At 74.1% G+C, this 24,718-nt stretch carries 21 protein-coding genes and 1 tRNA gene; 9 read left to right on the plus strand and 13 right to left on the minus strand.

Features of this window, described 5'->3' with window-relative positions; all coding sequences use genetic code 11:
- Position 1: 1 nt before the first annotated feature.
- The 3 genes from O4J56_RS13260 to O4J56_RS13270 form a co-directional block, all read right to left on the minus strand.
- The gene (locus tag O4J56_RS13260; protein ID WP_270686056.1) at positions 2 to 1,393 is read right to left on the minus strand and encodes a DUF2254 domain-containing protein; all 1,392 of its coding nucleotides are present in this window, start codon (positions 1,391 to 1,393) and stop codon (positions 2 to 4) included.
- A gap of 33 nt (positions 1,394 to 1,426) precedes the next feature.
- Positions 1,427 to 2,368: a sulfite exporter TauE/SafE family protein gene (locus O4J56_RS13265; RefSeq protein WP_270686057.1), complete on the minus strand. Its 942-nt coding sequence runs from the start codon at positions 2,366 to 2,368 to the stop codon at positions 1,427 to 1,429.
- A 258-nt stretch (positions 2,369 to 2,626) separates the two neighbouring features.
- Entirely contained in the window at positions 2,627 to 4,183 is a 1,557-nt protein-coding gene (locus O4J56_RS13270) for a hypothetical protein (protein WP_270686058.1), read from the minus strand.
- Between the two features lie 480 nt (positions 4,184 to 4,663).
- Here O4J56_RS13270 and O4J56_RS13275 point away from each other — a divergent pair, with 480 nt between their 5' ends.
- The 4 genes from O4J56_RS13275 to O4J56_RS13290 all read left to right on the plus strand — a co-directional run bounded on the left by O4J56_RS13275 (position 4,664) and on the right by O4J56_RS13290 (position 9,653).
- Positions 4,664 to 5,602: a phosphotransferase family protein gene (locus O4J56_RS13275; protein ID WP_270686059.1), complete on the plus strand. Its 939-nt coding sequence runs from the start codon at positions 4,664 to 4,666 to the stop codon at positions 5,600 to 5,602.
- 65 nt (positions 5,603 to 5,667) lie between these two features.
- On the plus strand, positions 5,668 to 7,356 hold the full coding sequence (locus tag O4J56_RS13280) for a coiled-coil domain-containing protein (RefSeq protein WP_270686060.1): 1,689 nt from the start codon (positions 5,668 to 5,670) through the stop codon (positions 7,354 to 7,356).
- 103 nt (positions 7,357 to 7,459) lie between these two features.
- Positions 7,460 to 8,815, plus strand: coding sequence for a coiled-coil domain-containing protein (locus O4J56_RS13285; protein WP_270686061.1), 1,356 nt, complete (start codon positions 7,460 to 7,462; stop codon positions 8,813 to 8,815).
- A gap of 124 nt (positions 8,816 to 8,939) precedes the next feature.
- Positions 8,940 to 9,653, plus strand: a complete 714-nt coding sequence (locus tag O4J56_RS13290; protein WP_270686062.1) for a GAP family protein — start codon at positions 8,940 to 8,942, stop codon at positions 9,651 to 9,653.
- On the opposite strand, the gene O4J56_RS13295 is transcribed toward O4J56_RS13290, so the two are convergent.
- Complete coding sequence (locus O4J56_RS13295; RefSeq protein ID WP_270686063.1) at positions 9,646 to 10,806, minus strand: FAD-dependent oxidoreductase; 1,161 nt, start codon at positions 10,804 to 10,806, stop codon at positions 9,646 to 9,648. The two genes, O4J56_RS13290 and O4J56_RS13295, sit on opposite strands and share 8 nt — an antisense overlap.
- A gap of 116 nt (positions 10,807 to 10,922) precedes the next feature.
- Here O4J56_RS13295 and O4J56_RS13300 point away from each other — a divergent pair, with 116 nt between their 5' ends.
- Positions 10,923 to 11,591 carry a TetR/AcrR family transcriptional regulator gene (locus tag O4J56_RS13300; protein ID WP_270686064.1) on the plus strand — a complete coding sequence of 223 codons (669 nt, stop codon included), beginning with the start codon at positions 10,923 to 10,925 and terminating at the stop codon, positions 11,589 to 11,591.
- Between the two features lie 113 nt (positions 11,592 to 11,704).
- Positions 11,705 to 11,926 carry a hypothetical protein gene (locus O4J56_RS13305; RefSeq protein ID WP_270686065.1) on the plus strand — a complete coding sequence of 74 codons (222 nt, stop codon included), beginning with the start codon at positions 11,705 to 11,707 and terminating at the stop codon, positions 11,924 to 11,926.
- A 16-nt stretch (positions 11,927 to 11,942) separates the two neighbouring features.
- Here O4J56_RS13305 and O4J56_RS13310 read toward each other — a convergent pair whose 3' ends face one another.
- The 3 genes from O4J56_RS13310 to O4J56_RS13320 are packed head-to-tail and all read right to left on the minus strand — an operon-like array spanning position 11,943 to position 15,414.
- Positions 11,943 to 13,289, minus strand: coding sequence for a sensor histidine kinase (locus tag O4J56_RS13310; RefSeq protein WP_270686066.1), 1,347 nt, complete (start codon positions 13,287 to 13,289; stop codon positions 11,943 to 11,945).
- Between the two features lies 1 nt (position 13,290).
- A complete protein-coding gene (locus O4J56_RS13315) occupies positions 13,291 to 13,971 on the minus strand; it encodes a response regulator transcription factor (protein ID WP_270686067.1) in 681 nt (226 codons plus the stop codon).
- Positions 13,972 to 13,980: 9 nt separating this feature from the next.
- Positions 13,981 to 15,414: a DHA2 family efflux MFS transporter permease subunit gene (locus O4J56_RS13320; RefSeq protein ID WP_270686068.1), complete on the minus strand. Its 1,434-nt coding sequence runs from the start codon at positions 15,412 to 15,414 to the stop codon at positions 13,981 to 13,983.
- A 144-nt stretch (positions 15,415 to 15,558) separates the two neighbouring features.
- Between O4J56_RS13320 and O4J56_RS13325 the strand changes: the two genes are divergently transcribed.
- Complete coding sequence (locus O4J56_RS13325) at positions 15,559 to 16,188, plus strand: TetR/AcrR family transcriptional regulator (protein ID WP_270686069.1); 630 nt, start codon at positions 15,559 to 15,561, stop codon at positions 16,186 to 16,188.
- Between the two features lie 57 nt (positions 16,189 to 16,245).
- Here O4J56_RS13325 and O4J56_RS13330 read toward each other — a convergent pair whose 3' ends face one another.
- The 3 genes from O4J56_RS13330 to O4J56_RS13340 all read right to left on the minus strand — a co-directional run bounded on the left by O4J56_RS13330 (position 16,246) and on the right by O4J56_RS13340 (position 18,795).
- Positions 16,246 to 17,757 (minus strand): FAD-dependent oxidoreductase, encoded by a 1,512-nt coding sequence (locus O4J56_RS13330; RefSeq protein WP_270686070.1) that lies wholly within the window; start codon positions 17,755 to 17,757, stop codon positions 16,246 to 16,248.
- Positions 17,758 to 17,919: 162 nt separating this feature from the next.
- Positions 17,920 to 18,246 carry a thioredoxin family protein gene (locus O4J56_RS13335; RefSeq protein WP_270686071.1) on the minus strand — a complete coding sequence of 109 codons (327 nt, stop codon included), beginning with the start codon at positions 18,244 to 18,246 and terminating at the stop codon, positions 17,920 to 17,922.
- Positions 18,247 to 18,399: 153 nt separating this feature from the next.
- Positions 18,400 to 18,795, minus strand: a complete 396-nt coding sequence (locus O4J56_RS13340) for a RidA family protein (protein WP_270686079.1) — start codon at positions 18,793 to 18,795, stop codon at positions 18,400 to 18,402.
- A gap of 148 nt (positions 18,796 to 18,943) precedes the next feature.
- On the opposite strand from O4J56_RS13340, the gene O4J56_RS13345 reads away from it, so the two are divergent.
- Positions 18,944 to 19,915 carry a helix-turn-helix transcriptional regulator gene (locus tag O4J56_RS13345; protein ID WP_270686072.1) on the plus strand — a complete coding sequence of 324 codons (972 nt, stop codon included), beginning with the start codon at positions 18,944 to 18,946 and terminating at the stop codon, positions 19,913 to 19,915.
- A gap of 18 nt (positions 19,916 to 19,933) precedes the next feature.
- On the opposite strand, the gene O4J56_RS13350 is transcribed toward O4J56_RS13345, so the two are convergent.
- Entirely contained in the window at positions 19,934 to 21,112 is a 1,179-nt protein-coding gene (locus O4J56_RS13350) for a C45 family peptidase (protein WP_270686073.1), read from the minus strand.
- A gap of 150 nt (positions 21,113 to 21,262) precedes the next feature.
- On the opposite strand from O4J56_RS13350, the gene O4J56_RS13355 reads away from it, so the two are divergent.
- On the plus strand, positions 21,263 to 22,171 hold the full coding sequence (locus O4J56_RS13355) for a TetR/AcrR family transcriptional regulator C-terminal domain-containing protein (protein WP_270686074.1): 909 nt from the start codon (positions 21,263 to 21,265) through the stop codon (positions 22,169 to 22,171).
- 80 nt (positions 22,172 to 22,251) lie between these two features.
- Here O4J56_RS13355 and O4J56_RS13360 read toward each other — a convergent pair.
- Together O4J56_RS13360 and O4J56_RS13365 are read right to left on the minus strand one after the other, a co-directional pair.
- A tRNA-Lys gene (locus O4J56_RS13360) sits at positions 22,252 to 22,324 on the minus strand.
- Between the two features lie 131 nt (positions 22,325 to 22,455).
- The coding region (locus tag O4J56_RS13365; RefSeq protein ID WP_270686075.1) for a tetratricopeptide repeat protein at positions 22,456 to 24,718 on the minus strand (2,263 nt) is incomplete at its 5' end.

Consider the following 24,718-nt stretch of genomic DNA (forward strand, 5'->3'; position numbering starts at 1 on the left):
TTCAGCCGCCGATGCCCTGGTGGTCGGCGGTCTGCGCGAACTCCACCAGGCCTTCGGGCATGCTGCGCACGCAGACCCGGCGCAGTTCCTCGCGCGCGCGGCGGAGCGCGGCCCGCCGCGCCTCGGGGACGTGGGACTCGATGTCGTCCAGCGCCGCGGCCAGCCGCCGGGTGACCTGCGGCTGGCCGCTGCTGAACAGCACCAGTTCGGTGAAGGCGAGCTCCACCAGCGGCTCCCACTGCGGGAGCGGAACGGCGGCGCGCACACGGCCCTTGCGGTCGCGCACGACCCGCTCCCCTTGGGGGACCTGTGCGAACTCCTCTACAAGGAGTTGCAGGCGGTCGATGCACTGCACGGCCGTCGTCGGGTCGTTCACGCCCGGCGACAGCGCGCGGACACCGATGTCGACGAGCTGGCGGACGCCGAAGGCGGGGTCCTGGAAGGTGGACCGCTCGGCGCCGGTGCGTACGGCCCTGGCGACCCGGCCCAGGTGCGCGGGTCGCCGCGGGGAGTGCACCTCCAGGACCGGACTGCCCGTCGCCACGTAGTCCCCGGACTCCCGCAGCACCCGCACGAAGGCGTCGTTCCTCACCGCCCAGCGCAGCAGGCGCGCGGTGTCGACGCGGACGAGGACGCCCGAATCCGAGCGGGAGCGGACGGTGCGGACGTACCCGCCCCGGCCCTCCTCCTCCAGCGGGGCCACCGACGCCTTCCTGGGCGCGGGGACCGTGTCGCGGGGCAGCGCGCGTATCTGCCGGAGCGTTTCCCGGCCCACGCGGTCCAGAACGGTCGTCGGGCGCATCATCTTGACGGTGCCGTCGACGAAGTACACGAACATCACCAGGCTCGCGCCGACGAGCAGCATCGCCACGGCGGTGGAGACCAGCGCGATGAAGGGCATGCCCGCCTCTTCGTCGGCCAGGAGGCCGCCGGCGTAGCGGACCACCAGGGTGTAGACGAACGTCCCCAGGAAGACCGCCAGGGTCAGCTTGGCCACCCACCCCCGGGTGAACAGGTAGAGCACGCGCGGGGTGAGCTGGCCGGTGGCCATCTGCAGGGCCACGAGGGTGATGCTGAAGACCACGCCCAGGACGGTGAGGGTGGCCGGGCCGGCGGTGCCGAGCACCGCGTTCGCGCTCTCGGTGAGCGACCGCAGGGTGTCGCGCAGCTCCTCCTCCGCGCCGGACACGGCGCTCAGCCAGGAGAGCGCCAGGTCGAACGCGACGGTGGCGACGGCCAGGAGCACGGCCGCGGCCATGCCCAGCAGCGGCACGAGGACGAAGGACTCGCGGACCCGTTCGGCGCGCTCGCGCCGCGCCGGGGCGCGGACACCCCCGCCGGCGTGCGCGCCCGCGTCCTCGTCCGCTTCAGCCCCTCGGACCCCCTCGGCCACCGCATCCTCCTCGCCCCCTGCCCGGTGGCCTCCTTACGCTAGTGGGCCGACCTGGTCGGACGCGGCATCCCCGTCGGCGCGGGCGTGCCGCTCGTCCGCGCGCCCGACCCTGCGCTCGGCCAGGTGCGCGCGGACCGACCAGGCGACCGCGGCCGCCCATACGGCCCAGACGGCTGCGTACACGGCCGCCTTCGCCCACCCGTCGACGGCCGAGCCCGCGCCGGTTCCCAGCAGCGTCCGGGTGTTGGTCAGCACGATCAGCCCGCCGACCGCCGAGCCCAGCACCCGCGGCGGGACGTGCCGCACGATCCAGGCGGCGAGCGGAGCGGCCAGCACGCCGCCGGCCAGCAGGACGGCCGCCCAGGCGAGGTCGATCCCGGCGGCGCCCAGGCCGATCAGGAACCCGGCGCTCGCGGCGACGGTCACCAGGAACTCGGCGGTGTCGATGGAGCCGACGACCTTGCGCGGCTCGATGCGGCCCGAGGCCAGCAGGGCGGGGGTGCCCACCGGCCCCCAGCCGCCGCCCCCGGTCGCGTCGACGAAGCCGCCGACCAGCCCGAGCGGGGCCAGGAAGCGGGTGCGCAGCGGGGCGGCCGAGCGCGGCCGGGCACCGCGCAGGGTGAAGCGGACCAGGACGTAAGTGCCCAGCGCGAGCAGGATGCCCGACATGACGGGGGCGGCGGCCTCGGTGGACAGGCTGCTCAGGAACGTCGCCCCGGCGAAGGCGCCGACCGCGCCGGGTAGGGCGATGCGCCGCACCACCGGCCAGTCGACGTTGCCGAGCCGCCAGTGGGCGGCGCCGGAGGCCAGCGTCGTGCCGATCTCGGCCAGGTGCACGGTGGCCGAGGCGGAGGCCGGGTTGGCCCCCACGACCAGCAGCAGCGTGGTGGAGGTGACGCCGTAGGCCATGCCCAGCGCGCCGTCGACGAGCTGGGCGAGGAATCCGACGATCCCGAGGAGGACGAGCGTGCGCATGGTGCCTTCCTGGGCGGGAGGGGTGGAGGAGGAGTAGGGGGCGGCGGGCCCGCACTCCCACCACCCCCTCGTCCGGGCTCCGCGAGGCCCGTCCGTGGCTCAACGGTGCTCCCCATTAACCGGTTTTGTCAACCAGAAAAGTAGGAAATAGGCGCGAGCGGCCCGGAGCACCGGGCCCGGCCCGAACCCGCCCCCCGGTGCGCGGTGCGCCGGAGGGCGGGAGGGGCGGGGCCGCGGCGTCCGGTCACCCCGGTCCCGTCACCGGATCACGGCCTCTCCGTAGTGCCGGTGGAAGAGGGTGAGCACATCGAAGGTGAGCGTGCGGCCGCGGATGTCGTCCTTGCGGTCGGTGCGGACCGTGGCGTGCCGCAGGTCGCGCACCTCGACCCCGGTGATGCCGAGCGTCGGGTCGTCGAACCCGAAGACCACCTTGCCCGGTTCCAGGTCGGCGTCGTTGAGCACCTCCACCTCGATCCGGTCCCCGTCGACCCGGGCGCGCGCCTTGGGCTCGGGCAGGGGCATGTCCCAGGTCTCGATGAACACCTCCCCGGAGATCGGCCGCCCCACCGCGTTCACCTCGGTGAACATGTAGTCCATGCTCACGACGTTGGCCTTGAGCCCGCTGCTGTAGCACTCGGACGCGGAGAAGTCGCCCACCAGCGGCATCTCGTGGTTGAGGAGCTGGGCCTCGGGGAAGTGGCTCCCTCCCGCGGAGGAGTTGCTGGAGTAGAGCCGACCGTCCTCGGTGGCCAAGGCCATGATCAGGCCATGGCCGTCGCTGACCCCGTTGCCGAAGGTGGTGCCGCTGCCGAGGGTGCTGGGGAAGACCTCCAGCCCGCCCTTCCGCAGCTCGCCGGGGACACGGATCGCCTCGACCGCCAGGTCCGCCCGGGGGACGACGTTCACCACCAGGGCCTCGGACTTGCCCTGCAGCGCGACGGGCAGGTGGAAGGCGCCGCCCTTGTCCACGATGGGCCGCTGGTACCCCGGGCGCACGCCGAACCCCTCGGCCAGAGGCCCGGCGAGGTCGATCTCCTGCGGCTCCCCGAACGAGCGGCCGCCGTCGGTGGAGACCACCATGGCGGGGACGACCCGTCCCTTCCGCAGCAGGTCCACACGGCCGACCACGTCGTTCTTGTAGACGGCGACCGACATGCCGCCGACCGTCGGCGCCTCGCACACCACCTGCTCGGGCCCGACCTCGTCGCCCTCGGTGCGGCGCGCGAAGATGCGCCCGGAGGCGCGGCACTTGTAGGTGAGCACCCCATAGGAGGGCTCGCCCTCCTGGATCCGCCCGACGGGCACCTGCTCGTAGTGGAAGTGCGGGAAGTCGGGCGCCTCGGCCGAGGTCTCGACGCGGCGGCCGTCGTGCCACAGGGACGCGGTGCCATCGGAGCGGACGACGCACGTGGGCGTGACATCGCCGGTGTACTTGTTCAGTGCGATGTTGTAGCGCCAGACCGGCCCCTCGGCGAACACGTCCTTGGAGCGCGGCGCGCCGGAGGCGCGGGGGCGCTGGTACTCGTGCAGCATGAGGCCGCCGTGCTCGGCGGTCGCGCACCAGGATGTGCGGCGCAGGTCGTCGCGCACCAGCACGACCTGGGGGCCTCGGAGGTAGCGGGTCGAGTCCATGCTCCGCGACATGCGCCGGCCGCGGTGGACGTCCCCCTCGGGGAGCCAGTGCCGGGGGATGATCTCCCTGGGCAGGGGCTCTCCGTCGAAGTAGGCGTCGTCGGCGGCGCGGCTCCCGGGGCGGCGCCAATAGGAGCGCTGCTCGGAGAGATCGTTCTGCTCATTCCTGGAAACGAATCGCATCGAACCCCCTGGGTTGGATTCCGGCGTTTCCCCCCGCCATTCGAAAAGAACCGCTCCACGGCGGGGCCACAAGTACACACCAGCGGAGATGCGAGGTCAACCGCACTATGGGAAAGGGATTCGAGACCCCGGCGGACAACCCCAGAGGCCTACCCAGATGAAGACGAACGAACGCCCGAATGCCCACTCCTCCGATTTATCCGCGACCTTTTTCCCGCCTCACAGGGATGAATTACACTGCACAAGGGGATATCGGTCCCGAACAGGGCGCGAAGCCCGTTCCCTCTCCCGGGTGCGTGCTACGCTCCGCCCATGATCGACCACGACACCCGCCACTATTGACGCCCGTGCCACCGCGCTCTCAGCGCTGAACCCGGTGCCGTCCTTTCGCGGCCGTCCTGTTCCGCCCGGGCGCGTGCGCCTCCACGGCCGCATGCCCCAGGCCTAGGAGACGGACGAGCGCGAAGAGGACGATCGAGAGTGAACGACACACCTTCCACCCACTACACCGGCTGCCCGGCCCCGACGCCGGAGGTCCTGGCGTGGGTCCGAGACGCCGCCGGCCCCGGGGCGAGCCTGCCCGTGCCCCCGTGGCGGGTCAGCGTCAGTTCGACGACGCTGGACGCCGTCGACGTCGTCGATGGCGGCGGCACCCGGCACCCCTGGATGCTGCGGCGCTTCCATGACCGCGCGCGCTTGGCGGACGACCCCTGGTACCGCCCCGAGTCCGAGGCCGCCGTGCTCAGGCTGCTGGAGGGCACCGGCGTCCGCGCCCCCGCCCTGCACGCGGCGGACACGGACGGTGCGCGGCTCGGCGCTCCCGCGCTGCTGACCGACCGCGTCCCCGGCCACGGCGACTGGGACGAGCTGGACCCGGCGACCATGGTCGATGACCTCGCACGGGAGCTGGCCGCCATCCACGCGGTGGACGGCACGGACCTGCTCCCCGAATACCGCCCCTACTACGACCCCGACGTGGACGGCCCCCGCACGCCGCCTCCTTGGGGTGGGACCCGCCTGTGGGAGCGCGTATTCGCCGCCCTCGACGGACCGGCGCCGGATGCCCTCGACGCCCCGCACACCTTCATCCACCGGGACTACCACCCCGACCAGGCGCTGTGGGTGGACGGGCGGTTGAGCGGGATCGTCGACTGGACCACCGCGTGCCGGGGCCCACAGGCCGTCGACCTCGCGCGGATGCGCCTCAACCTGGTGCAGGACGCAGGCCCCGACACGGAACGGGCGTTCCTGGCCGCGCACCGCCGGATCACCGGGGAGGACGCACACCACCCCTACTGGGACCTGGTGGACGGGGCCGACTTCCTGCTCGGGGCCGAGCATCCCGAGGACGGCGAGGACCGGGAGGCCTGGTCGGCGTTCGAGTCGTGGACGGCCCACGCCCTCGCCGAACTCGGGTGAGCCGGGCCTGAACCGGCGCGCCTCCCCCTCCGTCTAAGGCCCGGAGAGGCTGATTGGAGGCCCGCATGGGCGAGTTCGTCGCGATCCTGGCCATCGCGCTCCCGGTACTGGCGGTCGTGGGCGGCCTCGTGGCCGAACGGCGCCTGAGCGGCCGCACGCACCGGCTCGCGATCGACCGGTCGGCGGTCCGGGTCGACGAGCACAGCACGCAGATCCACTCGCTGGCCGAGTCGCTGCGCCGGTCCGTGGAGCTGGTGCGGTCCGGGTCCGTGGAGGAGGAGGCGCGCGAGGCCCTCGCTGACGCCAAGGAGAGGCTGCGCCGCTCCGACGAGCTTCTGGGCGAGCGCGACCGGCTGGCCGACGCGCGCGCTCAGAGCTCGTGGCGGGCCCACTCCGAGGAGCTGGAGCGCGCGGCCCGCCGTTGGGACGAGCTCGAACACGACGCGGCCGGGCTGCTCGGCGAGTTGCGCGAGGCCGAGGAGCGGTGCTCGCGCGTGCTCGCGGCCTCCGCCTCCATCGGCGACGGCGAGCGGGAGGCCGAGCGGCTGGCCGGGCAGGGGCGCTCCGCCGCCCAGGAGGCCCGCGCACAGGGCTACTCCGTGGACGGGGAGTCGTCCGTGCTCGCCACCGCGCACCGCCGGTTGGAGGAGGTGCGCGGGCTGGCCTTGGAAGGACGGCCGATGGCCGCCCGGGAGGCCCTCACCGCGCTCACCTCGGAGCTGGCCGACACCGTATCCGCCCTCCAGGGGATCGCGGAGCGCGAATCGCTCTCGCGCCGCCGTCTGGACGCGCTGGCCGGTGCCGGGCAGGAGAACGGCGACCGCCGCACGGCGGCGGTCGCCGCCCTGGAGGAGCTGACGGCCGGATACACGGCCGCCCTTTCCGAAGGGCTGCGGGCACGACTGGAGGAGGGCGACCGGTCCGCCGCTGAGGCGGCCGAGCATGTGCGGGCCGCGCGCGAAGGGCTGGAGGGGCGCGACGTCCACCGAGCGGAGACCGCGCTCGACGCGGCCGAGGAGGCGCACGAGCGCGCGGGCGAGGAGTTCGGGGCCGCCGTCGCCCGGCTGGAGACGGTGCAGGAGCTGAGCGCGTCCGTTCCAGGGCGGCGGTTGCAGACGATGGTCCGCCTGACCGAGCTGGCGGAGCGCGCGGCCTCGGACGAGGGGAGCGGGCACCTGTCCCCCGTCCTGCAGTCACTCCGCGCGCGCGTGGAGGCGCTGGACGTCGAAGCCGACCGGCCGGACTGGCTGCGGCTGCGGGACGGGCTCGACGAGGCGGAGCAGCTGGCCGCCGCGCTGTCCGAGGCGACCGAGGCCGCCGTCTCGGGCGCGCGGAGGGCCCGTTCGGAGATCGACCGCCTGGAGAGCGCGCTGCGCTGGTCGGAGCAGGAGCGCATCAGCGCCCAGGACTACGTGCGCAAGGAGCTCGGCCGGGTGCCGCCCGCGGCGCACACCGGCACTACCCGGACCGACGATGCGCTGGGCCGGGCGCTTGGGCGGCTGCGCCACATGGAGGCGGCGGCGGAGAGGTACTCCGTCGCAGTGAACACCTCCCTCTTCAACCCGCGCGCCGCGGCGTCCGCAGCGCGCGACTACGCGGCGGCGATGTGGGCCGCGGGCCGCTTGGACGAAGCGGCCCAGATCGCCGAGGAGGCACGCAACCGCTACGCCGGCACTGCAGGCCAGGAGGCCGTGGCCGACCTGCGCGTGGTGATCTCCCTGATCGACGCAGAGCGCGCGGCCGTTCGCGGGTGACGTGTGGCGGGCGGGCCGGAAGCGGCCACGGGGGCGTACGGCCGAACCGTCGGGCGGGCCCCTCCGTCGAAGGCGCGAACCATAACCGAACGAAGGAGGCTGCGTGGGTGAGCTCATCGCGGTCCTGGCGATCGTCGTCCCGGCTCTTGTGGCGGTCGTCGGAGTCGCCGTCCAGAGGCGCCGGCGGTCGGAACCCGTCAGGGAGGCGTTCGAGGACCGCGCCGCCCGGGTGAACGAGACGTGCACCCGCATCCACGCCCTGAGCGATACGCTGCGCCGCTCCTCCGAGCTCATCCGCTCCGGGTTCGCTCCTGAGGAGGCGGAGCCCATCCTCACCGGCCTCGACGAGGCGCTGAGTGAGGCCGACGGTCTCCTCAAGGAGCGCGACCGGCTGGCCGACCGGTACGCGGCGCTCACCCGGTGGTCCCCGCACTCGGAACTGATCGCCGTCGCCCGCCTGTGGGAGGACCTCGAAGGGCGCTCCGAGCGCGCGCTCGGTCTGACGCAGGCCGCCGAGGAGCGGTCCTCGCGCGCCCTGGCCGCGTCGGCCTCACTCGCGGACGACGCGCGGGAGGCCGCGCGGCGGATCGAGCAGGTGCGCGCCTCCGCCGAGCAGGCCCGCGCGCAGGGCTACGTGGTCGACGGTGAGACGTCCGTGCTGGGAAGCGCCCACGACGACCTGTCGGAGGTCCAAGGGCTGGTGGCCGAGGGCAGGCCGCTGACCGGCGGCGGGGCCCTGTCCGACCTGTCCTCGAAGCTGTCCGCCGCGAGCACCGCCCTGCAGGCGCTCAAGGAGCGCGAGGCGCGCGCCGATGCGCGGCTCGGCGGCCTTGAGGAGGACCTGCGCAAGCTCCGGACGCACCACGCTGCGGCGGAGCAGGCCGTCGAGGAACTGAACGCCGGGTTCGCGCCCGCCGTCGCCGACGGTATGGAGGACCGGCTCCGGCACGGCGAGCGGCAGGCCGCCCAGGCCGCCGGACGCGTGGCCGCCACCCGGGCGGCGCTGGAACAGCGCGACGTCCACGCCGCCGAGCAAGAGCTCGAGGCGGCGGAGTCGGCCCACAGGGCCGCCGCCGAGGCGTTCCACTCCCCGGTCACCCGGCTGGGCAAGGTCCGCGAGCTCGCCGCCTGGCTCCCCCGGCGCCGGTCGCAGGTCCTGATCCAGCTCACCGAGCTGGCCGAACGCGCGGCCTCCGACAAGGGCACGCGGCACCTGTCGCGGATCGCGTACGGCCTCCGGGCCCGGGTCGAGTCGCTGGACATGGACGGCGACCGCCCCGACTGGCTGGAGTTGGAGGGCCGCCTCAACGAGGCCGAAGGTCTCGGGCACACCATCGCAGACGCGTCGTCCGACGTGCTCGGCGTCATCGACGAGATCAGGACGGCCCTTCAGGACGCCGAGCGCGAACTGACGCGCACCCGGGAGCGGGTCCACGCGCTGGAGCGGCAGGTGCGGTAGCCCGGACCCGCCCCGTCCGTGGATGGCACGAAGGGCGTACCCGTGTCTCGGCTGCGCGCAGGAGGTGCGCGGGCGCTCCGGGGAGCAGGATCGCCGTGATCCCACTCCCTAGGAGGGCCCACCCATGTCGCTCGCGCTCCTCGCGCCCGTCCTCGGGCTGGCGCTCATCGACAGCACCAGCTTCGGCACGCTGCTCATCCCCGTGTGGCTGCTGCTCGCCCCGGGCCGGGTGCGCCCCGGGCGGATGGCGTTCTACCTCACGGCGGTGGGCGGGCTGTACTTCCTGCTCGGCTGCGCCATCGCCGTGCTGTTCTCCTTCGGGATGGACCGGCTCTCCGCGCTCGCCGACTCCGAGACCACCGCGCTGCGGGCGGTCCAGCTCGTCGCGGGCGCCGCGCTGCTGCTGTGGGGCGTGTGGGCGGAGTCCGGCCACCGGCGCCGGGGCGCGCAGGACGGGGAGGGCAGGCTCCGCCGGTGGCGGGAGCGCGCGGTGGCCGGGGACGGCGGGCCCGGCGGCCTGTTCGGGCTCGCCGTGACCGCCGCCGTGCTGGAGGTGCCCACCCTGCTGCCGTTCCTGGGCGCCATCGGCCTGCTGGTGGGGGCAGACCTGGGCGCCGGTACGGTGGCCGCCGCGCTGGCCGCGTACTGCGCCGTGATGGTGCTGCCCGCCGCCGCGCTGACGGCCGCCCGCGTGGTGGCGCACGACCGGGTGGCGCCGCTGCTGGGCCGGATGGACGCCTGGTTGGAGCGCAACGGCCGCCGCGCCATGGCCTGGGCGCTCCAGGGGCTGGGCGGCTACCTGGCCGTGAACGCGGCCCTCACCCTCTTCTTCACCTGACCGGTGCGCACGGGTCGTAGCCGTACAGCCAGTCGGCGAAGGCCTCCATGTCCTCCTGGGACGTCAGGCCCGCCGCCGCGTCCGGGGCGGCGCCCGCCTTCTTCATGGCCCGGTTGGCAGCGGCCATGCCCAGCACCCGGTCGATCCGCGGCGCCCGCTCGGACCGGTAGGCCGCCAGGGCGCCGGGGACGTCCTCCGCGCCGCCGGCCAGGCCGGCGAGGACCAGGGCGTCCTCCAGCGCCATCGAGGCCCCCTGGCCCGCGCCGACCGGGTGCGCCGCGTCCCCGATGAGCACCGCGCGCCCGCCCGTCCAGGCCGGGACCGGGTCCATCGCGTGCATCACGGTGAACGGGTGCGCCCGGACGGTCGCGGAGACGAGCGCGGCCGGGAGCGGGTCGTCGCGGTAGGCGGCCGCCAGGGCCGCGAGGCGGTCGGCGCCGGCGGGGCCCAGCCGCCGCTCGGGCTCCTCGGCGGACGGCACCTGCGCCGACCACCAGATCCGCCCGTCGGGCGCGCCGACGTGGAAGAAGACACCGCCCGCGCGCGTGGGCCGCACGGAGAGGACACGCGGATCGGCGGCGATCCCGGCACGGTCGGGGTCGGAGGTGCCCGACAGCGTGTACAGCCCCGCATAGCGCGGGGGCGGAGCCCCGGGCAGCTGGGCCCCGCGCACGGCCGACCAGATGCCGTCGGCGCCCACGAGCAGGTCGCCCTCGGGAGCGTCTCCGCCGCCGAGCACGGCCGCCACGCGGTCGCCCAGGTCGCGCACGCCGACCACGCGGTCGCCGGTGCGGATGCGCACCCCCTCCCGCTCGGCCCGCGCGCGCAGGGCCTCCACGAGGTGCCCGCGCAGCAGCGTGACGCTGCGCAGGGTGTCGTGCTCGCGGCGCCCGCGCGGGGTGTCGGAGAGCAGTTCACCGTCGGCGAAGTGCGCGTGCAGCCGCTCGACCTCCACCCCGGCGCCGCGGACCGCATCGAGGCAGCCGAGCGCGTCGAGTCCGCGCAGCCCGTTGGCGGCCAGGCTCACGAAGGAGCCGACGTCGCCGCCGGGGTCGGGGTGGGCCTCGTACACCTCGACGTCGGCTCCGGTGCGGCGCAGCGCGATGGCCGCCGCCGCGCCGGCGACCCCGGCGCCCGCGATCAGGACCCGCATGCCGTCCTCCCTGAATATTCGTTCACTGAATCTCTATTCAGCGAAATCGGGTTCAGTATGATCGCGGTGGCCCCGCCCGTCAAGCGCGGCCACGGGCACGAGCGACAGGAGGCGGTGTGGGAGAAGGGACCGGAACGCGGAAGGAGCGGGCGGCGCGGACCCGGGAGGAGCTCAAGGGCGCGGCGCGGCGGCTGTTCGCCGAGCGCGGCTTCCTGAACACCAAGATCACCGACATCACCGCCGCCGCCGGGCGGTCGACCGGGTCGTTCTACGAGCACTTCCGCGACAAGGACGCACTGCTGCAGGCGCTCGCCCAGGACATGGAGGACCGGGCCGACCGGGAGATCGCCGCCTTCGACGAGACCCGGGGCACCGACGCCTCCGGACACGACCTGGCCGATCCGGACCACCTGCGCGCGCACGTCGCGGCCGGATGGCAGGTCTTCCGCGCCCACCTCCCGGTGATGGCGGCCCGTTTCCAGTCGGCGGCGGCGGCCCCGCCGGAGGAGGGGCGGATGTGGCGGATGCTGGTCGAGCAGACCGAGCCCTTCCGCAGGCACCTGGAGGACATGGCCGACCAGGGCCGGGAGCTGCCCGGCCCTCCGGAGCTGACGGCCGCGGCGATCGGAGCGCTCCTGTCGGGCCTGGGATACGCGGCCCTGACCGCCCGGGAGCCGGTGCCCCCGGACGAGAGGATCGTGGACACCCTGACCGCCCTGCTGCTCAACGGCCTCGCGGGCGACACCGGCGACGGGGACGGCGGGCACGGCCCTTCCGACTCTTAACGGCGGCTGAGAGCGGCTCAGGGTGTTCTCAGGGGTGATCGCCGATGGTGTGTGCGGCCGGACGGGAAGCCCGGCCGACCCATCGCGTGGATCACGACGGAACGAGGAGCGGAATGGACCTCAAGAAGAAGCTGGCACTGGCGTCGCTGATCGCCCTCCCGCTGGGCGTGGGCGCCGCGGGCACCGCGTACGCGGCGGCCTCCGCCGACTCCCCCGCGGCGCCGGAGGTGCAGAGCGTCCAGAACACCGAGTCCGACTCGGGCGCCGACGGCGCGCCGGAGGCGGAGGGCTCGCAGGGCTCTTCGGACGCCGAAGAGGACTGCAACGAGTCCTGACCCCGGTCCGGGGGTGTCAGCCCCGGGGCAGGCGCACCGTGAACGCGGCGCCTCCCCGGGGGCCCTCCCCCGCCGCGGCCGAGCCCCCGTGCTCGCGGGCGATCGCCGCGACGATGGAGAGCCCCAGGCCCGTCCCCCCTGAGGCCCTCCCCCGCCCCGAGTCGAGGCGGACGAAGCGCTCGAAGACCCTCTCCCGGTCCTCCGGCGGGATACCCGGGCCGTCATCGCGGACCGTGATGACGGCCCAGCCGTCGTCCTCGGCCCGGACCTCCAGCTCCACCCCGGTGCGCGCGTGGCGGACCGCGTTGTCGGCCAGGTTCCGGGCCAGGCGCGCCAGGGCGTCCCGGTCGCCCACCACCTTGACCGGCTCCAAGAGGGCCGCCACGTGAACGCCCTCGGCCGCCCCCGTGGAGCGCAGGCGGACCCGCTCCCCCTCCAGCACGTCGTCCAGGTCCACCTCTTCGCGGCGCAGCCCCAGGCCGCTCTCGTCGGCACGCGCCAGCAGCAGCAGGTCGTCCACCAGGAGGCGGATGCGCCCCAGCTCCCCTTCAGCTGACGAGAGCGCCTCAGGCGGGATCCGCCCGCCGTCCCTGCGGGCCAGTTCCACGATGCCGGTCAGCGTCGTCAGCGGGCTGCGCAGCTCGTGCCCGGCGTCGGCGACGAACCGGCGCTGGGTGCGCTGTGCGGCCTCAAGGCGGGCCAGCATCGCGTTCATCGTCGTGGCCAGGCGCGCGATCTCGTCGTCCCCGTCGGGCTCGGGGACGCGCCGCCCCAGGTCGCCCCCGCCGCCGATGGCGGCGACCCGCTCGCGGATCCCCTCCACCGGGGCCAGGGCCCGCCCGGCCAGGCGGTGCGACGCGAACGCCACCAGGGCCAGCAGCAGCGGGATCGCCACGAGCGCCAGCAGCACGGAGGTGCGCACCGCCACCTGGATGGGCTCGGCGGACATGCCGACGACGACCACGTGGTCGGCCCCGTCCAGGCGGATCCCCCGCGCCATCAGCCGCATCCCGCCGTCGGTGGTCTCCACCAGCTCCCCCGGTGCCGGGGTGAGCGGGGCGTAGGCGGGCGGGCCGCAGTCGGAGTCCGGGGCCCCGCAGCCGCGCACCACCCGCCCGTCGGGGCCGATGAGCTGGGCCAGGTCGGTCTTGCGGGGCGGGGTCCACTCCCGCTCCGGCCCCTCCAGGCCGTCCAGGATCTGGCCGACGCCCGAGCCGAGCGTGGTGTGCGCCGAGCGCAGCAGCGCCTCGCGCAGCACCGCGATGCCCCCGGCCGTCGCCGCCACGAGGGCGATGCCGGTGACCACCGTGGACAGCACCATCAGCCGGCGCCGGACCCCGGCGCGCAGCGTCCCCGCGCCCATCTCAGCCTCCCTGCGGGTCGAGGAGGTAGCCCGCGCCGCGGACGGTGCGCACGGCCTGGCGCCCGAACGGCTCGTCGATCTTGCGGCGCAGGTAGCGGACGTAGACCTCGACGACGTTGTCGCCGCCGCCGAACTCGGGGTCCCAGACGTTGTCCAGGATCTCGGCCTTGGAGACCACCGACCCCGCGCGGCGGATGAGGAACTCCAGCAGCGCGTACTCGCGCGGGGTCAGGTCCACCTCCCGGACGCCGCGGGCCACCCTGCGCCGGGCGGGGTCGAGCGTCAGGTCGCCCGCGGACAGGACGGCCGGGCGGGCCGCCTCCCCGCGGCGCACCAGCGCGCGCAGCCGGGCCGCCAGCACCACGAAGGAGAACGGCTTGGTGAGGTAGTCGTCGGCGCCCAGGTCGAAGGCGTCGGCCTCGTCGTACTCGCCGTCCTTGGCGGTGAGCATCAGCACGGGCGTCCACACCTCGCGCCCGCGCAGGCCCTCCAGCACCTTGTAGCCGCTCAGGCCGGGCAGCATGATGTCGAGGACGACGGCGTCGTAGCAGGCCCGCTCGGAGGCGGCCCAGAGGCCGTCGACGCCGTCCTCCACGATGTCGACGCTGATGCCCTCGCCCGCCAGCCCGCGCCGGACGGTCTCGGCGATGCGGGCGTCGTCCTCGATCAGCAGAATGCGCACTGAGGCATGCTATGCGCGTTCCGTGCCCGCGCACGAGGGTTCGGGGTCAGGCTCGGGCGGGCGCGCGGGGATCTCCCGGAAGCGCCCCGGCAGGAGCGGGCTCGCGGCCAGGATCGCCACCCCGACCGCCACGAGGAACCAGTAGGCGCCCTGGAAGCCGCCGACCGCGACGATGAGCGCGGCGCAGGCCACCCCCAGCGCTCCGCCGAGCTGGTTGAGGTTGTACAGGACGGAGCTGCCCTGGGGGACCTTCTCCTGCGGCAGGGTCCGGTACAGCGACCCCATGGTCGGCGCGCCGACCCCGCCCAGCCCGAGGCCGATGGCGAACGCGGCCAGGGCCGACCGCACCACGGCGCCCTCGGCGCCGGCGAAGGTGAGCGCGAAGGCGCCCGCCACGGCGATCAGGGCGCCGCCCTGGACCAGCGTGCGCGCCCCCAGCCTGTCGCTCAGCCGCCCCGCGACGGGCATCGCCAGGGCCGACCCGAGGCCCAGCGGCGCCACCAGCAGCCCCGCGGCGGCGGCCGTGTGGCCGTGGGCGATCTGGTAGTACAGCGGCAGCACGAACAGGCCCGCGAACGTGCCCACCCCCACCAGTCCCTGGACCGTGACGCTGGCGGCGAAGCTCCGGCCGGCGAACAGCCGCACGTCGATCAGCGGCTCGGTGCCGCGGAGCCGGAGCGCGCGCACGACATAGGCGGCGAGGAGCACGGCCCCCAGGACGAGCGGGACGAGGACGGTCGGCGTCGCGAACGCCCCGCGCTCCCCGGCCTCGGTGAGCGCCAGGACGAGCGCGGCCAGCGCCGGGGCCATGAGGGCGAAGCCCGCGATGTCCAGCGGCAGCCCGGCCCTGCGCTCCCCGGGGGCGTCCGCGGGGATCACCCGCAGCGCCAGGAGCAGGGCGAGGACGCCGATGGGGATGTTGATGGAGAACATCGAGCGCCAGCCGAGGGAGTCCAGCAGGAGTCCGCCCAGGACGGGGCCGAGGACCGGGCCCAGGGACAGCACGACGCCCATCATGCCCATGACCCGGCCCGCGCGGCTCGGGCCGGCCGCCCGGGCCAGGATCACCAGGACCAGCGGGTCGAGGATCCCCGCGCCGACGCCCTGGACGACCCGGAAGGCGATGAGGCTCTCCACGCCCCAGGACAGCGCCGAGGCGAGCGAGGCCCCCATGAACAGGACGAGCCCGAACAGCCAGAGCCTCTTCACGCCGAAGCGGCGGACGGCCCAGCCGGTGACCGGGATCGTGACGGTCAGCGCGAGCAGGTAGCCGGTCGTGGCCCAGCTGATGACGCTCAGCGAGCGGTCGAACTCCGTGGACAGCGTCTCGGCCGCGACGGTGACCATCGTGCCGTCGAGGATCCCCATGATCCCGCCCAGCAGGGTCACGCCGATCAGCCGCAGCAGGGCACCGTCCAGACGGTCGCCTCTGACGTCGGTCATGTCCGCCCCAGTGAATAACGGTCGATACAAGAAAATGAACCAGCCGGTTCAAGGTAGGGCGCACCCGACCCGATCCGCAACGCATTGGGGAGAATTATTGAACCGTGCGGTTCATACTTCGAGGTCAACCGGTAGGATGCCGCCGTGAGCACAGCCACGACCCCCACCGACAAGCGGCAGGCCATCCTGGAGGCCGCGTTCCGCACCTTCGCCCGGGACGGCTACGGCCAGTCCTGCGTGCGCGAGATCGCCGAGGAGGCCGAGGTCGCCAAGCCCACCATCTACAACCGCCTCGGCGACAAGGAGACGCTCTTCCGGGAGGCCATGAAGGCCGCCGTGGAGCACACGGCCGAACGCTCGCTGAACGCGCTCGAGCCGCTGCGCACCCCCGGCGGCGACATGCGCTCCGCCCTGGAGGAGACGGGGCTGCTGCTCCTGCGGAGCCACGCCTGCCAGGAGTCGCGGGCGCTGCGCCGCCTCCTCAGCGCGGAGGGGGCTCGCTTTCCCGAGCTGCTGGAGGAGGTCCAGCGCGCGGGGGCCCAGCGGGTCCAGGACGCCCTGGCCGACCGGTTCGCCCGGCTCGCCCTCGCCAAGCGGCTGGACACCACCGACGTCGAGCGGGCGGGCGAACAGTTCCTCGCGCTGCTCACCGGCCCGATGGAGCTGCGCTCGGCCCTCGGGACCCGCGCGGTCCCCGACGAGGAGCTGCAGGCGGTCGCCGAGGCCGCCGTCGACACCTTCCTGCTCGCCTACGCGCCCCGGGACCCCGGGTGACCCGCATGCGGGACCCCGAGCCGGAGGCCGGGCCCGGGGTCGGAGTCGGACTCGCGGTCAGGCGTCGGGCTCGGCCCAGCCCAGGCCGTCGGCGGAGGGGACGAGCCCGCCGTCGATGAGCGGCGCCTCCCCCGTTCCGGGGCCGGTCACGCCGCGGCGCTGGATGCTGTTCATCTCCTGCATCACCTCGCTCACCACGGGGGCGCCGAAGAGGTTGTTCATCCGCTCCCCGCTGTGGGTCTGCGCCGGGCCGGTGCGGGCGACGGCGTCGGCCAGCTGGGCCGAGGAGGCCGAGAAGCGCTCGGAGACCGCCGAGGCGTCCACGAGCGCGCGCTCGCCGGAGAACGCGCCGCCGACCAGGGTCGTGAACGCCTCCATGGACGTGAGGTTCTCGGAGCCGGTGACCTTGCGTGCCTTCCAGAAGTAGGAGTCCTCCCGCTGGTCCATGTCGTAGAAGGCGGACAGGAACTCGTAGAAGACCGCGTACTCGCGGCGGTAGCGCGCCTCGAACTCGCCGAAGGCGCGGGCCTCGTCCAGGTCCCCCGACAGGACCCCGTTGACGGAGCGCGCCGCCAGCAGGCCGCCGTAGGTCGCCAGGTGCACGCCGGTGGAGAACACCGGGTCGATGAAGCAGGCGGCGTCGCCGATCAGCGCCATCCCGGGGGCCCAGAAGCGGGTGTTGGCGTAGGAGTAGTCCTTGCGGACGCGGACCTCGCCGTAGGTGCCCTCGGTCACGCGGGTGGCGCCGGACAGGAACTCGCGGACGATGTCGCACCGGTCGATGGCGTCGCGCAGGGCGCCCTCCCGGTCGGCCTGGATGCGGGCCGCCTGGTCGCGGTGGAGGACGGCGCCGACGCTGGTGAGGGTGTCGCTGAGCGGGATGTACCAGAGCCAGCCCTTGTCGAAGGCGGCGCACAGGATGTTGCCGCGGTCGGGCCCGGGGAGCCGCCCGCCGCCCTCGAAGTAGCCGAAGACGGCGAGGTTGCGGAAGAACTCGGAGTAGGTCCGCTCGCCGCCCACGGCGCGGCTCAGCCGCCCGGAGCCGCCGGAGGCGTCCAGGACGTAGCGCGCGGAGATCTCGCGCGCGGCGCCGTCGGGGCCGGTGTAGCGCACGCCGGACACCCGGTCGGGGCCGCGCACGGCCTCCAGGGCGGTGGACTCCTCGCGGACGTCGACCCCGTGGCGGGCGGCGTTCTTGAGCAGGATGTCGTCGAAGGTCATCCGGTCGACCTGGTAGGCGTAGGAGGTCGGCCCGGACAGCTGCGGGGAGAGCGCGAACAGGAAGTTCCACGGCTCGGGGCCGGTGCCCCAGCGGAAGCTGCCGCCGCGCTTGACCTGGAATCCCGCGGCCTCGATGTCGTCGGACACCCCCAGCAGGCGGCACACGCCGTGCACGGTGGCCGGGAGCAGGGACTCGCCGATCTGGTAGCGGGGGAAGCGCTCGCGCTCCAGGAGGGCGACACGGTGGCCGCGCCGGGCGATGAGCGTGGCGGCGGTGGATCCGGCGGGGCCGCCGCCGACCACGGCGACGTCGAACTCTTCGCGTTCCTCGGCTTCCCGGACGGGCATGTGGGGTCCTCGTCTCATGACGGAGTGCAGACAGGGTCGGCCGCGCGGATTGCCGATAAGGCAAAGCTAACCTAAGTCGCCCCGAACGGTGAAGGCGGGGCGGTCCCTGTCAGGAGACGGGGGTGCGGGCCGCACCGGTCCGGGGCGGCCCGCACGGGGCGGTCACACGTACGGCTTCACGAGCTCCACCACGTTCCCCTTGGACGCCGGACCGATCCTGGTGGCGACGATGTCGCCCTTCAGGAAGACGTACAGGGTCGGGATCGCGGTGACGTCGTACTTGGGCGGGGTCTCGGGGCTCCTGTCGATGTCGAGCCTGGCCACGGTCAGGCGGCCGGCGAACTCCTTGGCCACGTCGACGAGGATCGGGTCCAGCGCCCGGCACACGCCGCTCCACTCGGCGCGGAAGCACACCAGCACCGGCCCCTGCGCCTGGACCACGTCCTCAGAGAAACTCGCATCGCTCAGCTCGACGACCATTCCGCTCATGAAAGACCCCTTTCGGCACGTAGAAGGGAAACGTAAATCCCTCCGCCCGCGGGCGACAACCACTCCGCACGGCATTGAAAACGCACCGCAGGGATCGGAACTCTTCCCCCGCCCGGGCCTTGTCCACCGGTTGGGCCCGGGCGGGGGGCGGCATCACGCCACCGCGGTTCCCTCCAGCTCCACCATCATGGTGGGAAACGCCAGCCGCTCCACCCCCAGCAGCGTGCTCGGCGGCCGGACGCCCGCGGCGGCCAGCCGTGACGCGAGCGCCCCGTAGTTGCGCGTCAACAGGTCCACGTCGGTGGTGTAGACGTTGAGCCGGACGAGGTCGGCGAGCGTCATCCCGGCCTCCTGAAGAACGCCCTCCAGGTTGTCCAGGCTCAGTTCCAGCTGCGCCGCCATATCGCCTTCGTGCTGCGGCTCGCCGTCGGCGTTCGTCGCCGCTTGCCCGGCGCAGTAGAGGGTCCGGGTCTCCCCGGAGACGATCTCGCCCTGGTTGAACCCGAACCGCAGCGACCATTCCACCGGGTTTACCGCACTTCTCTCCACGGCCATTCCAGATCCATTCTCTCCACGGGAATCCGAACGTCGGGCGGCCCTGCCCCGGACGTCCCCGTCCGAGGGCCCCGCCTTCACAGGAACGAGCCTGCCAAGAAACCACGACATCCTGTGTCGTGTATTCCAGTAGGGTCGGCCCATGCGCGCCGACCGGCTGGTCTCCCTCGTGCTCCTGCTCCGCCACAAGGGGCGGATGTCCGCGTCCGCACTGGCCGGGGAGCTGGAGGTGTCCACCCGCACCGTGCTGCGCGACATCGAGGCGCTGTCGGCGGCGGGCGTCCCGGTCTACGCCGAGCGCGGGCGGCACGGCGGGTTCGCACTGCTGCCCGGCTTCCGGACCGAGCTGGCCGGGCTGAACCGCGACGAGGCGCTGGCCCTGCTCGTCGCCGGGTCGCGGCGCGGCGCGTCGGTGTTCGGCCTGGGCCCGGCGCTGGCCTCGGCCATGCGGAAGGTGGCCGACGCGCTTCCCGAGGGCGACCGGACCGCCTCGGCGGGGTCGGCCGGCCGGCTGCTGGTCGACCCGGAGACCGACCTGCTGTCGCGCCGCGCCGCCACCGACGAGGTCCCCGCCGCCGTGGCGGACCCGGTCCGGCGCGCGGTGCTGTCGGGACACCGGCTGCGCATCCTCTACGCGGCCGCCGAAGGGCGCGCGCGATGGCGGACGGTGGACCCCATCGGCCTGGTCGACGTGCGCGGCCAGGGATACCTGCTGGCCACGAGGTCCGGAGAGGACCGCACCTACCGGCTGTCGCGGATCATGGCCGCCGAGGAGACCGACGAGCCCGCGGAACGGCCGGACCGGGTGGACCTGGAGCGGCTCTGGCAGGATCGCGCCACCCGCTTCCGTACCGGGGGCGACCAGGTCACCGCGCTGATCCGGTTGTCCCCCGAACGACGCGACGACCTGGAGCGGACCGCCCTGTCGGTCCAAGGGGCGCAGCCGGAGGAGGACGGCCGCCTCAGCCTGAAGGCCACGTTCCAAGACCGCAGACACGCGGAATGGTCCCTATGGCAGCTCGGCGAGGACGCCGAGGCAATCGCCCCACAGTGGTTGCGCGACGCCCTGCACACCCGCGCCGCCGCGATCGCGGAGCGCTACGCGCGGCCCTGACGCCGTCATCGGCGCCGCTCAGCGGGAGGCGGAGAAGACGGCCTCCTCGCTCAGCCGCAGTGCACCGTCGGGCGCGTCGCCCAGGTAGAAGCGCACCGACATGCTCCGCGCACCCGGATCGAGGACGGTGCGCCACAGCGTGCGCACGGGATAGGCCTCGGCCGTGCGGGCGTCGAAGGCGACGTCCTGCAGGGTGTCCTCCAGATCGGCCGGGGACATCGCGCCGTCGGCGGCGCGCTTGGCCAGGGTGGCGTAGCGGCGGTAGGTGCCCATGGTCTCCGCGCCGTCCTCGGGGAGGGCGCGGGCGTCGGAGTTCCTATGCAGGAAGTGGTTCGTCGCGCAGACCGCACCATCGGTCTCGATGATGTGCTCCATCCCGTCGCGCCCTCGCTCCCATACGAACCCGTTCCCGGCCGCATCGGCGATCACATAGTGCATCGGCGTTCCCCCGTCGTACTGCTTGGCACCGAGCAGCGCCTGCTTGGCCTCTTCGGTGTCGGCGGCGTTCTCCAGCACGAACCGGGGCAGCCGCAACGGGTCCAGGCCGGCCTGGGGCCGCGGGTCGGGCACCTCGGCCGAGCCGGCGTCGGCGATCAGCAGCGCGACCGACAGTCCGGCCTCGTTGACGCCTTCCGTGCAGCCGTCCAGCGTGTCCATCGTCAGCACGACGCTCGCCAGGCCCTCGTCCGGGAGCGTGGTGACGATGAAGGGCCGCGAGCACCAGGCCGGCTCGTCCGACGGGGCTGACAGGGGTGACGGTGCCGACGGGGGAGCCGACCACGTCTCCCCTGAGGCCATCATCGCGAACACCTCGCTCTGGGCGAGGGTGAAGAAGTCGTAGTTGCGGCCCAGCCTGCCGCGCCCGTCGGAGGACATGTCCGGCGGACACCACAGCGCGGAGCAGGCGGACCCCTCGGGCATACGGGCCAGGCCGTCCAGGAGCACCGCGTCCGGGTCCGCCCCGAGCATCCCGGCGACGGCGGCCGTCCGTGCGGCGTGCTGGGGCCAGTTGCGCTCGAACCAGGCGCGCCGCGCCCGCGCCACGACCGGGTCGGCGGGTCGCGGCCGCCACCCGTAGGAACGGCGCGCCTCCTCGGCCAGCGCGCGACCGATCTCGGCCTGGCCGCCCGACACGGTCAGGTGGCGCACGGTCATGAAGTCGTCGGGGCCTCCGGCGACCACGTCAGGGGTGTTCATCGGAATGCTTCCTCCACATCGGGTGCGGCAGCGGGCTGTACGGCGATGCTTACAGCGTTACGCTTACAATGTATTTCCGTGGTGCACTGCGGAAAATACGGCACTAGAGCACTTTCTTCCGGACCCGAGCGCACTAGTACAGGAGTCGGCGTGAACGACCTGCCCGCTCATCGGCGGATCGCGGACGACCTCCGCCGCCGCATCGGCGAGGGCGCCCTCCGGCCGGGTGACCGGGTGCCCTCGACCCGGCAGATCACCCGCGACTGGGGCGTCGCCATGGCCACGGCGACCAAGGCGCTGACCGCCCTGCGCCAGGAGGGCCTGGTCCATGCCGTGCCGGGGAGGGGGACGGTCGTGTCACCGGCCGCCCGGGCCGCCCACCGGGCACCGCCCGGCCGGGCCGCGCCCTTGAGCCGGGAGCGCGTGGTGCGGGCCGCGATCCGCATCGCCGACGCCGAGGGGGCGGGAGCACTGACGATGCGCCGCATCGCCACCGAGCTGGGTGTGGCCGCGATGTCGCTGTACCGCCACGTGCCCGACAAGGACACCCTGATGGCGCTGATGGCCGACGCGGTCTTCGCGGAGAACGCGCTGCCGGATCCCCCGCCGCAGGGCTGGCGGGCCTCCCTGGAGGCGGCGGCACGGGTGCAGTGGCAGGCGTGCCGGCGGCACCTGTGGCTGACGCAGGTGATCTCCTTCACCCGGCCGGTCCTGATGCCGCACGCGATGGCGCACACCGAGTGGATGCTGCGCGCGGTCGACGGCCTGGGGATGGACGTCACGACCATGTCCCGCATCGTCATCATGGTCACCAACCACGTCCGGGCCTGCGCGGTCCTTCTGGGCGCGGAGCACCAGGCCGAGGTGGACAGCGGCGTCACCGCCGAGCAGTGGTGGGGCTCGGCCGACCGGACCGTGGGCAGGCACCTCGCCTCGGGGCGGTATCCGCTCCTCGCCTCCTTCGGCGGGCCGGACACCGAGGTGCTGCACCCGGAATCGGTCTTCGAGTTCGGATTGCAGCGCCTCCTCGACGGACTGGAGTCCTTCATCCGGCACTGACCCGGGCGCCGCGGCCCGCACACGATGAAACCCCAGGCCACCACCGGCGTTAAAACCGGTCTGACCTGGGGTTTCTGCTGTGCGCCATCAGGGACTCGAACCCCAAACCCGCTGATTAAGAGTCAGCTGCTCTGCCAATTGAGCTAATGGCGCGTGCCGCTGCGGCTGCCCTGAGAGGCTTCCTCGGCGACGGGTTCAACTTTACCGGACTTTCCAGGGTGTCCTGACCATCCCGGGCTGCCGTACAGGTCACAGTCCCGGGAGCGGGTCCGGAGCGCGCCCCCTCAGAAGGCCTCCTGTGCCCCCTGGGCGGGGGTCTGGAGCTCCTGGGCCTCGCGGCGGGCCCGGTCGGCCGCCGCGTGGCGGCCGTCGGCCTCGTACGCGCCCGCCAGCGTCTCCAGCGCCGCGGCCAGGAAGGAGGACCATCCCCGGGTCCGCCACAGGCGCACCGACTCCTCCAGGGACGCGATCGCCTCGCCCGTCCGCCCCGCCGCCAGGTGGATCTCCCCTGCCAGGCCCAGCGAGTCCGCCAGGTGGTGGTTGATCCCGTGCCGACGGCTCAGCGCGACCGCCTGCTCCACCGTCGGCAGCGCCTCCTCGTCGCCCAGGGCGATGTACAGCCGCGTCAGGTACATCAGCGAGAACACCTCGGCGTACCGGTCCCCCATCGCCCGCGCCATGTCCAGCGAGCGCACCAGGTGGTAGCGGCCGGTCTCCACCCGGCCCGACAGGGCCTGCGCCGCCCCGAGGAACTGCATCGCCGTCGCCTCGAACCGCGAGTTGCCCAGCAGCCGCGCCAGCTCCAGCGCCTTCTCCAGGCAGGCGACCGCGTCCTCCAGGCGCCCGTCCTCATAGGCCGCGATCGCCATCACGTGGTACGCGCGCGCCCGCCCGCCGAGGTAGTCGGCCTCCTCCGCGATGCGCAGCGCCTCCTCCGCCGACACGTGCGCCGAGCGCGCCTCCCCGCGGGACACCAGCCCCCAGGTCCGCATCACCAGGGCGTCGGCCACCCCGCGCGTCTCCCCCAGCTCGCGGAACATCTCCAGCACGCTCTGGGCCTCGGACCGCATGCCCGACATGGCCTCCCCGGGCCCCTGCGGCGACGCCCAGGTCGTCAGGTCGGCCAGCCCGCGCCGCAGCACCGCCTCCCCGAGCCGGTCCCCGGCCGCGCGGCACGCGGCGATCGCGCTCTCGTGGGTGCGCCGCCAGTCGTCGAACCTCCCCCGCACGTCGAAGTACTTCTCCAGGCACCCGGCCAGGTCCCAGGCGGCCTCGTGCATCCCCAGCGCACCCGCCTGCTGCACCGCCGCCGCCATCGCCTGCCACTCGGCGTCGAACCACAGCATCGGCTCGGCCAGCGCCTCGGACGCCTCCTGTGCCGGGAGCGGCCACCGCATGGCCTGGCCGTGCAGGGTGGCGTAGCAGGGCCCGGGGATGTACTCGGTCGCCTGCTCGGCCAGCCACAGCCAGCCGCCGAACGCCCTCCTGAGCGCCTCGCGCCGCTCCTCCTCGGACTCGTCGGACTCGCCCAGCTCGCGCGCGTACAGCCGGATGAGGTCGTGCATCCTGTACCGCAGCGCGCCGCACGGCCCCTCGGTGATGCTCAGCAGGCGGGCGTCGACGAGCTGCTCGATGTACCTCTGCGCCTCCCCGGTCGGCACGTCCATGAGGGCGGCCACCGCCCACTCCGGGAAGTCGGGCACCTCCAGCGCGCCCAGCAGCCGGAAGGCGCGCTTGGCCCCCTCGCCCAGCGCGCGGTGGCTCAGCGCGAAGCTCGCCCGCACCGCCCTGTCCCCGGCGGCCAGCTCGTCCAGGCGGCGGCGCTCGTCCTCCAGCAGGCGCACCATGCGCCCCAGCCGCCATTCGGGGCGGCCGGCCAGGCGCGCCCCCGCGATGCGCACCGCCAGCGGGGCGTGGCCGCACAGCTCGGCGATCCGCTCGGCGGCGGCGGGCTCGCGCCCGACCCGCTCCCGCCCGGCGATCCGCCCCAGCAGCTCCACCGCCTGCTCGGGGGTGAACACCTCCAGGTCCACCAGGAGCGCCCCGTCCAGGCCGGTCAGCCGGGGGCGGCCGGTCACGAGGACGGTGGCCCCGGGGGCGCCCGGCAGCAGCGGCCGCACCTGGGCCTCGCTCGCGGCGCCGTCGAGCACCAGCAGCACTCGGCGCCCGGCCACCATGCTGCGGAACAGGGCCGAGCGCGCGTCGAGGGAGTCGGGCACGCCCGCCCCGTCCGCGCCCAGGGCGTGCAGGAGGTTGGACAGCGCCTGCGCGGGGTCGAGGGGTTCGGCCTCGGCCCCCCGAAGGTCGACGTAGAGCCGGCCGTCCGGGTGGTCGTCGGCGAGGGCGTGCGCGGCGCGCAGGGCGAGCGCCGTCTTGCCGACCCCGCCCATTCCGGACACCGCCACCACCGGGACCGGCCCGCCGCCGGCCAGGTGGGCGTGGATGCGCTCCAGCGCGCGTTCGCGGCCGGTGAAGTCGGGCAGGTCCGCCGGGAGCTGGGCGGGGACGGGGAGGGGCAGCGGGGCCGGGGAGGGTGCGGGGGCGGCG

The sequence above is a fragment of the Nocardiopsis endophytica genome (genome assembly GCF_027706725.1).
GTDB lineage: Bacteria > Actinomycetota > Actinomycetes > Streptosporangiales > Streptosporangiaceae > Nocardiopsis_A > Nocardiopsis_A endophytica.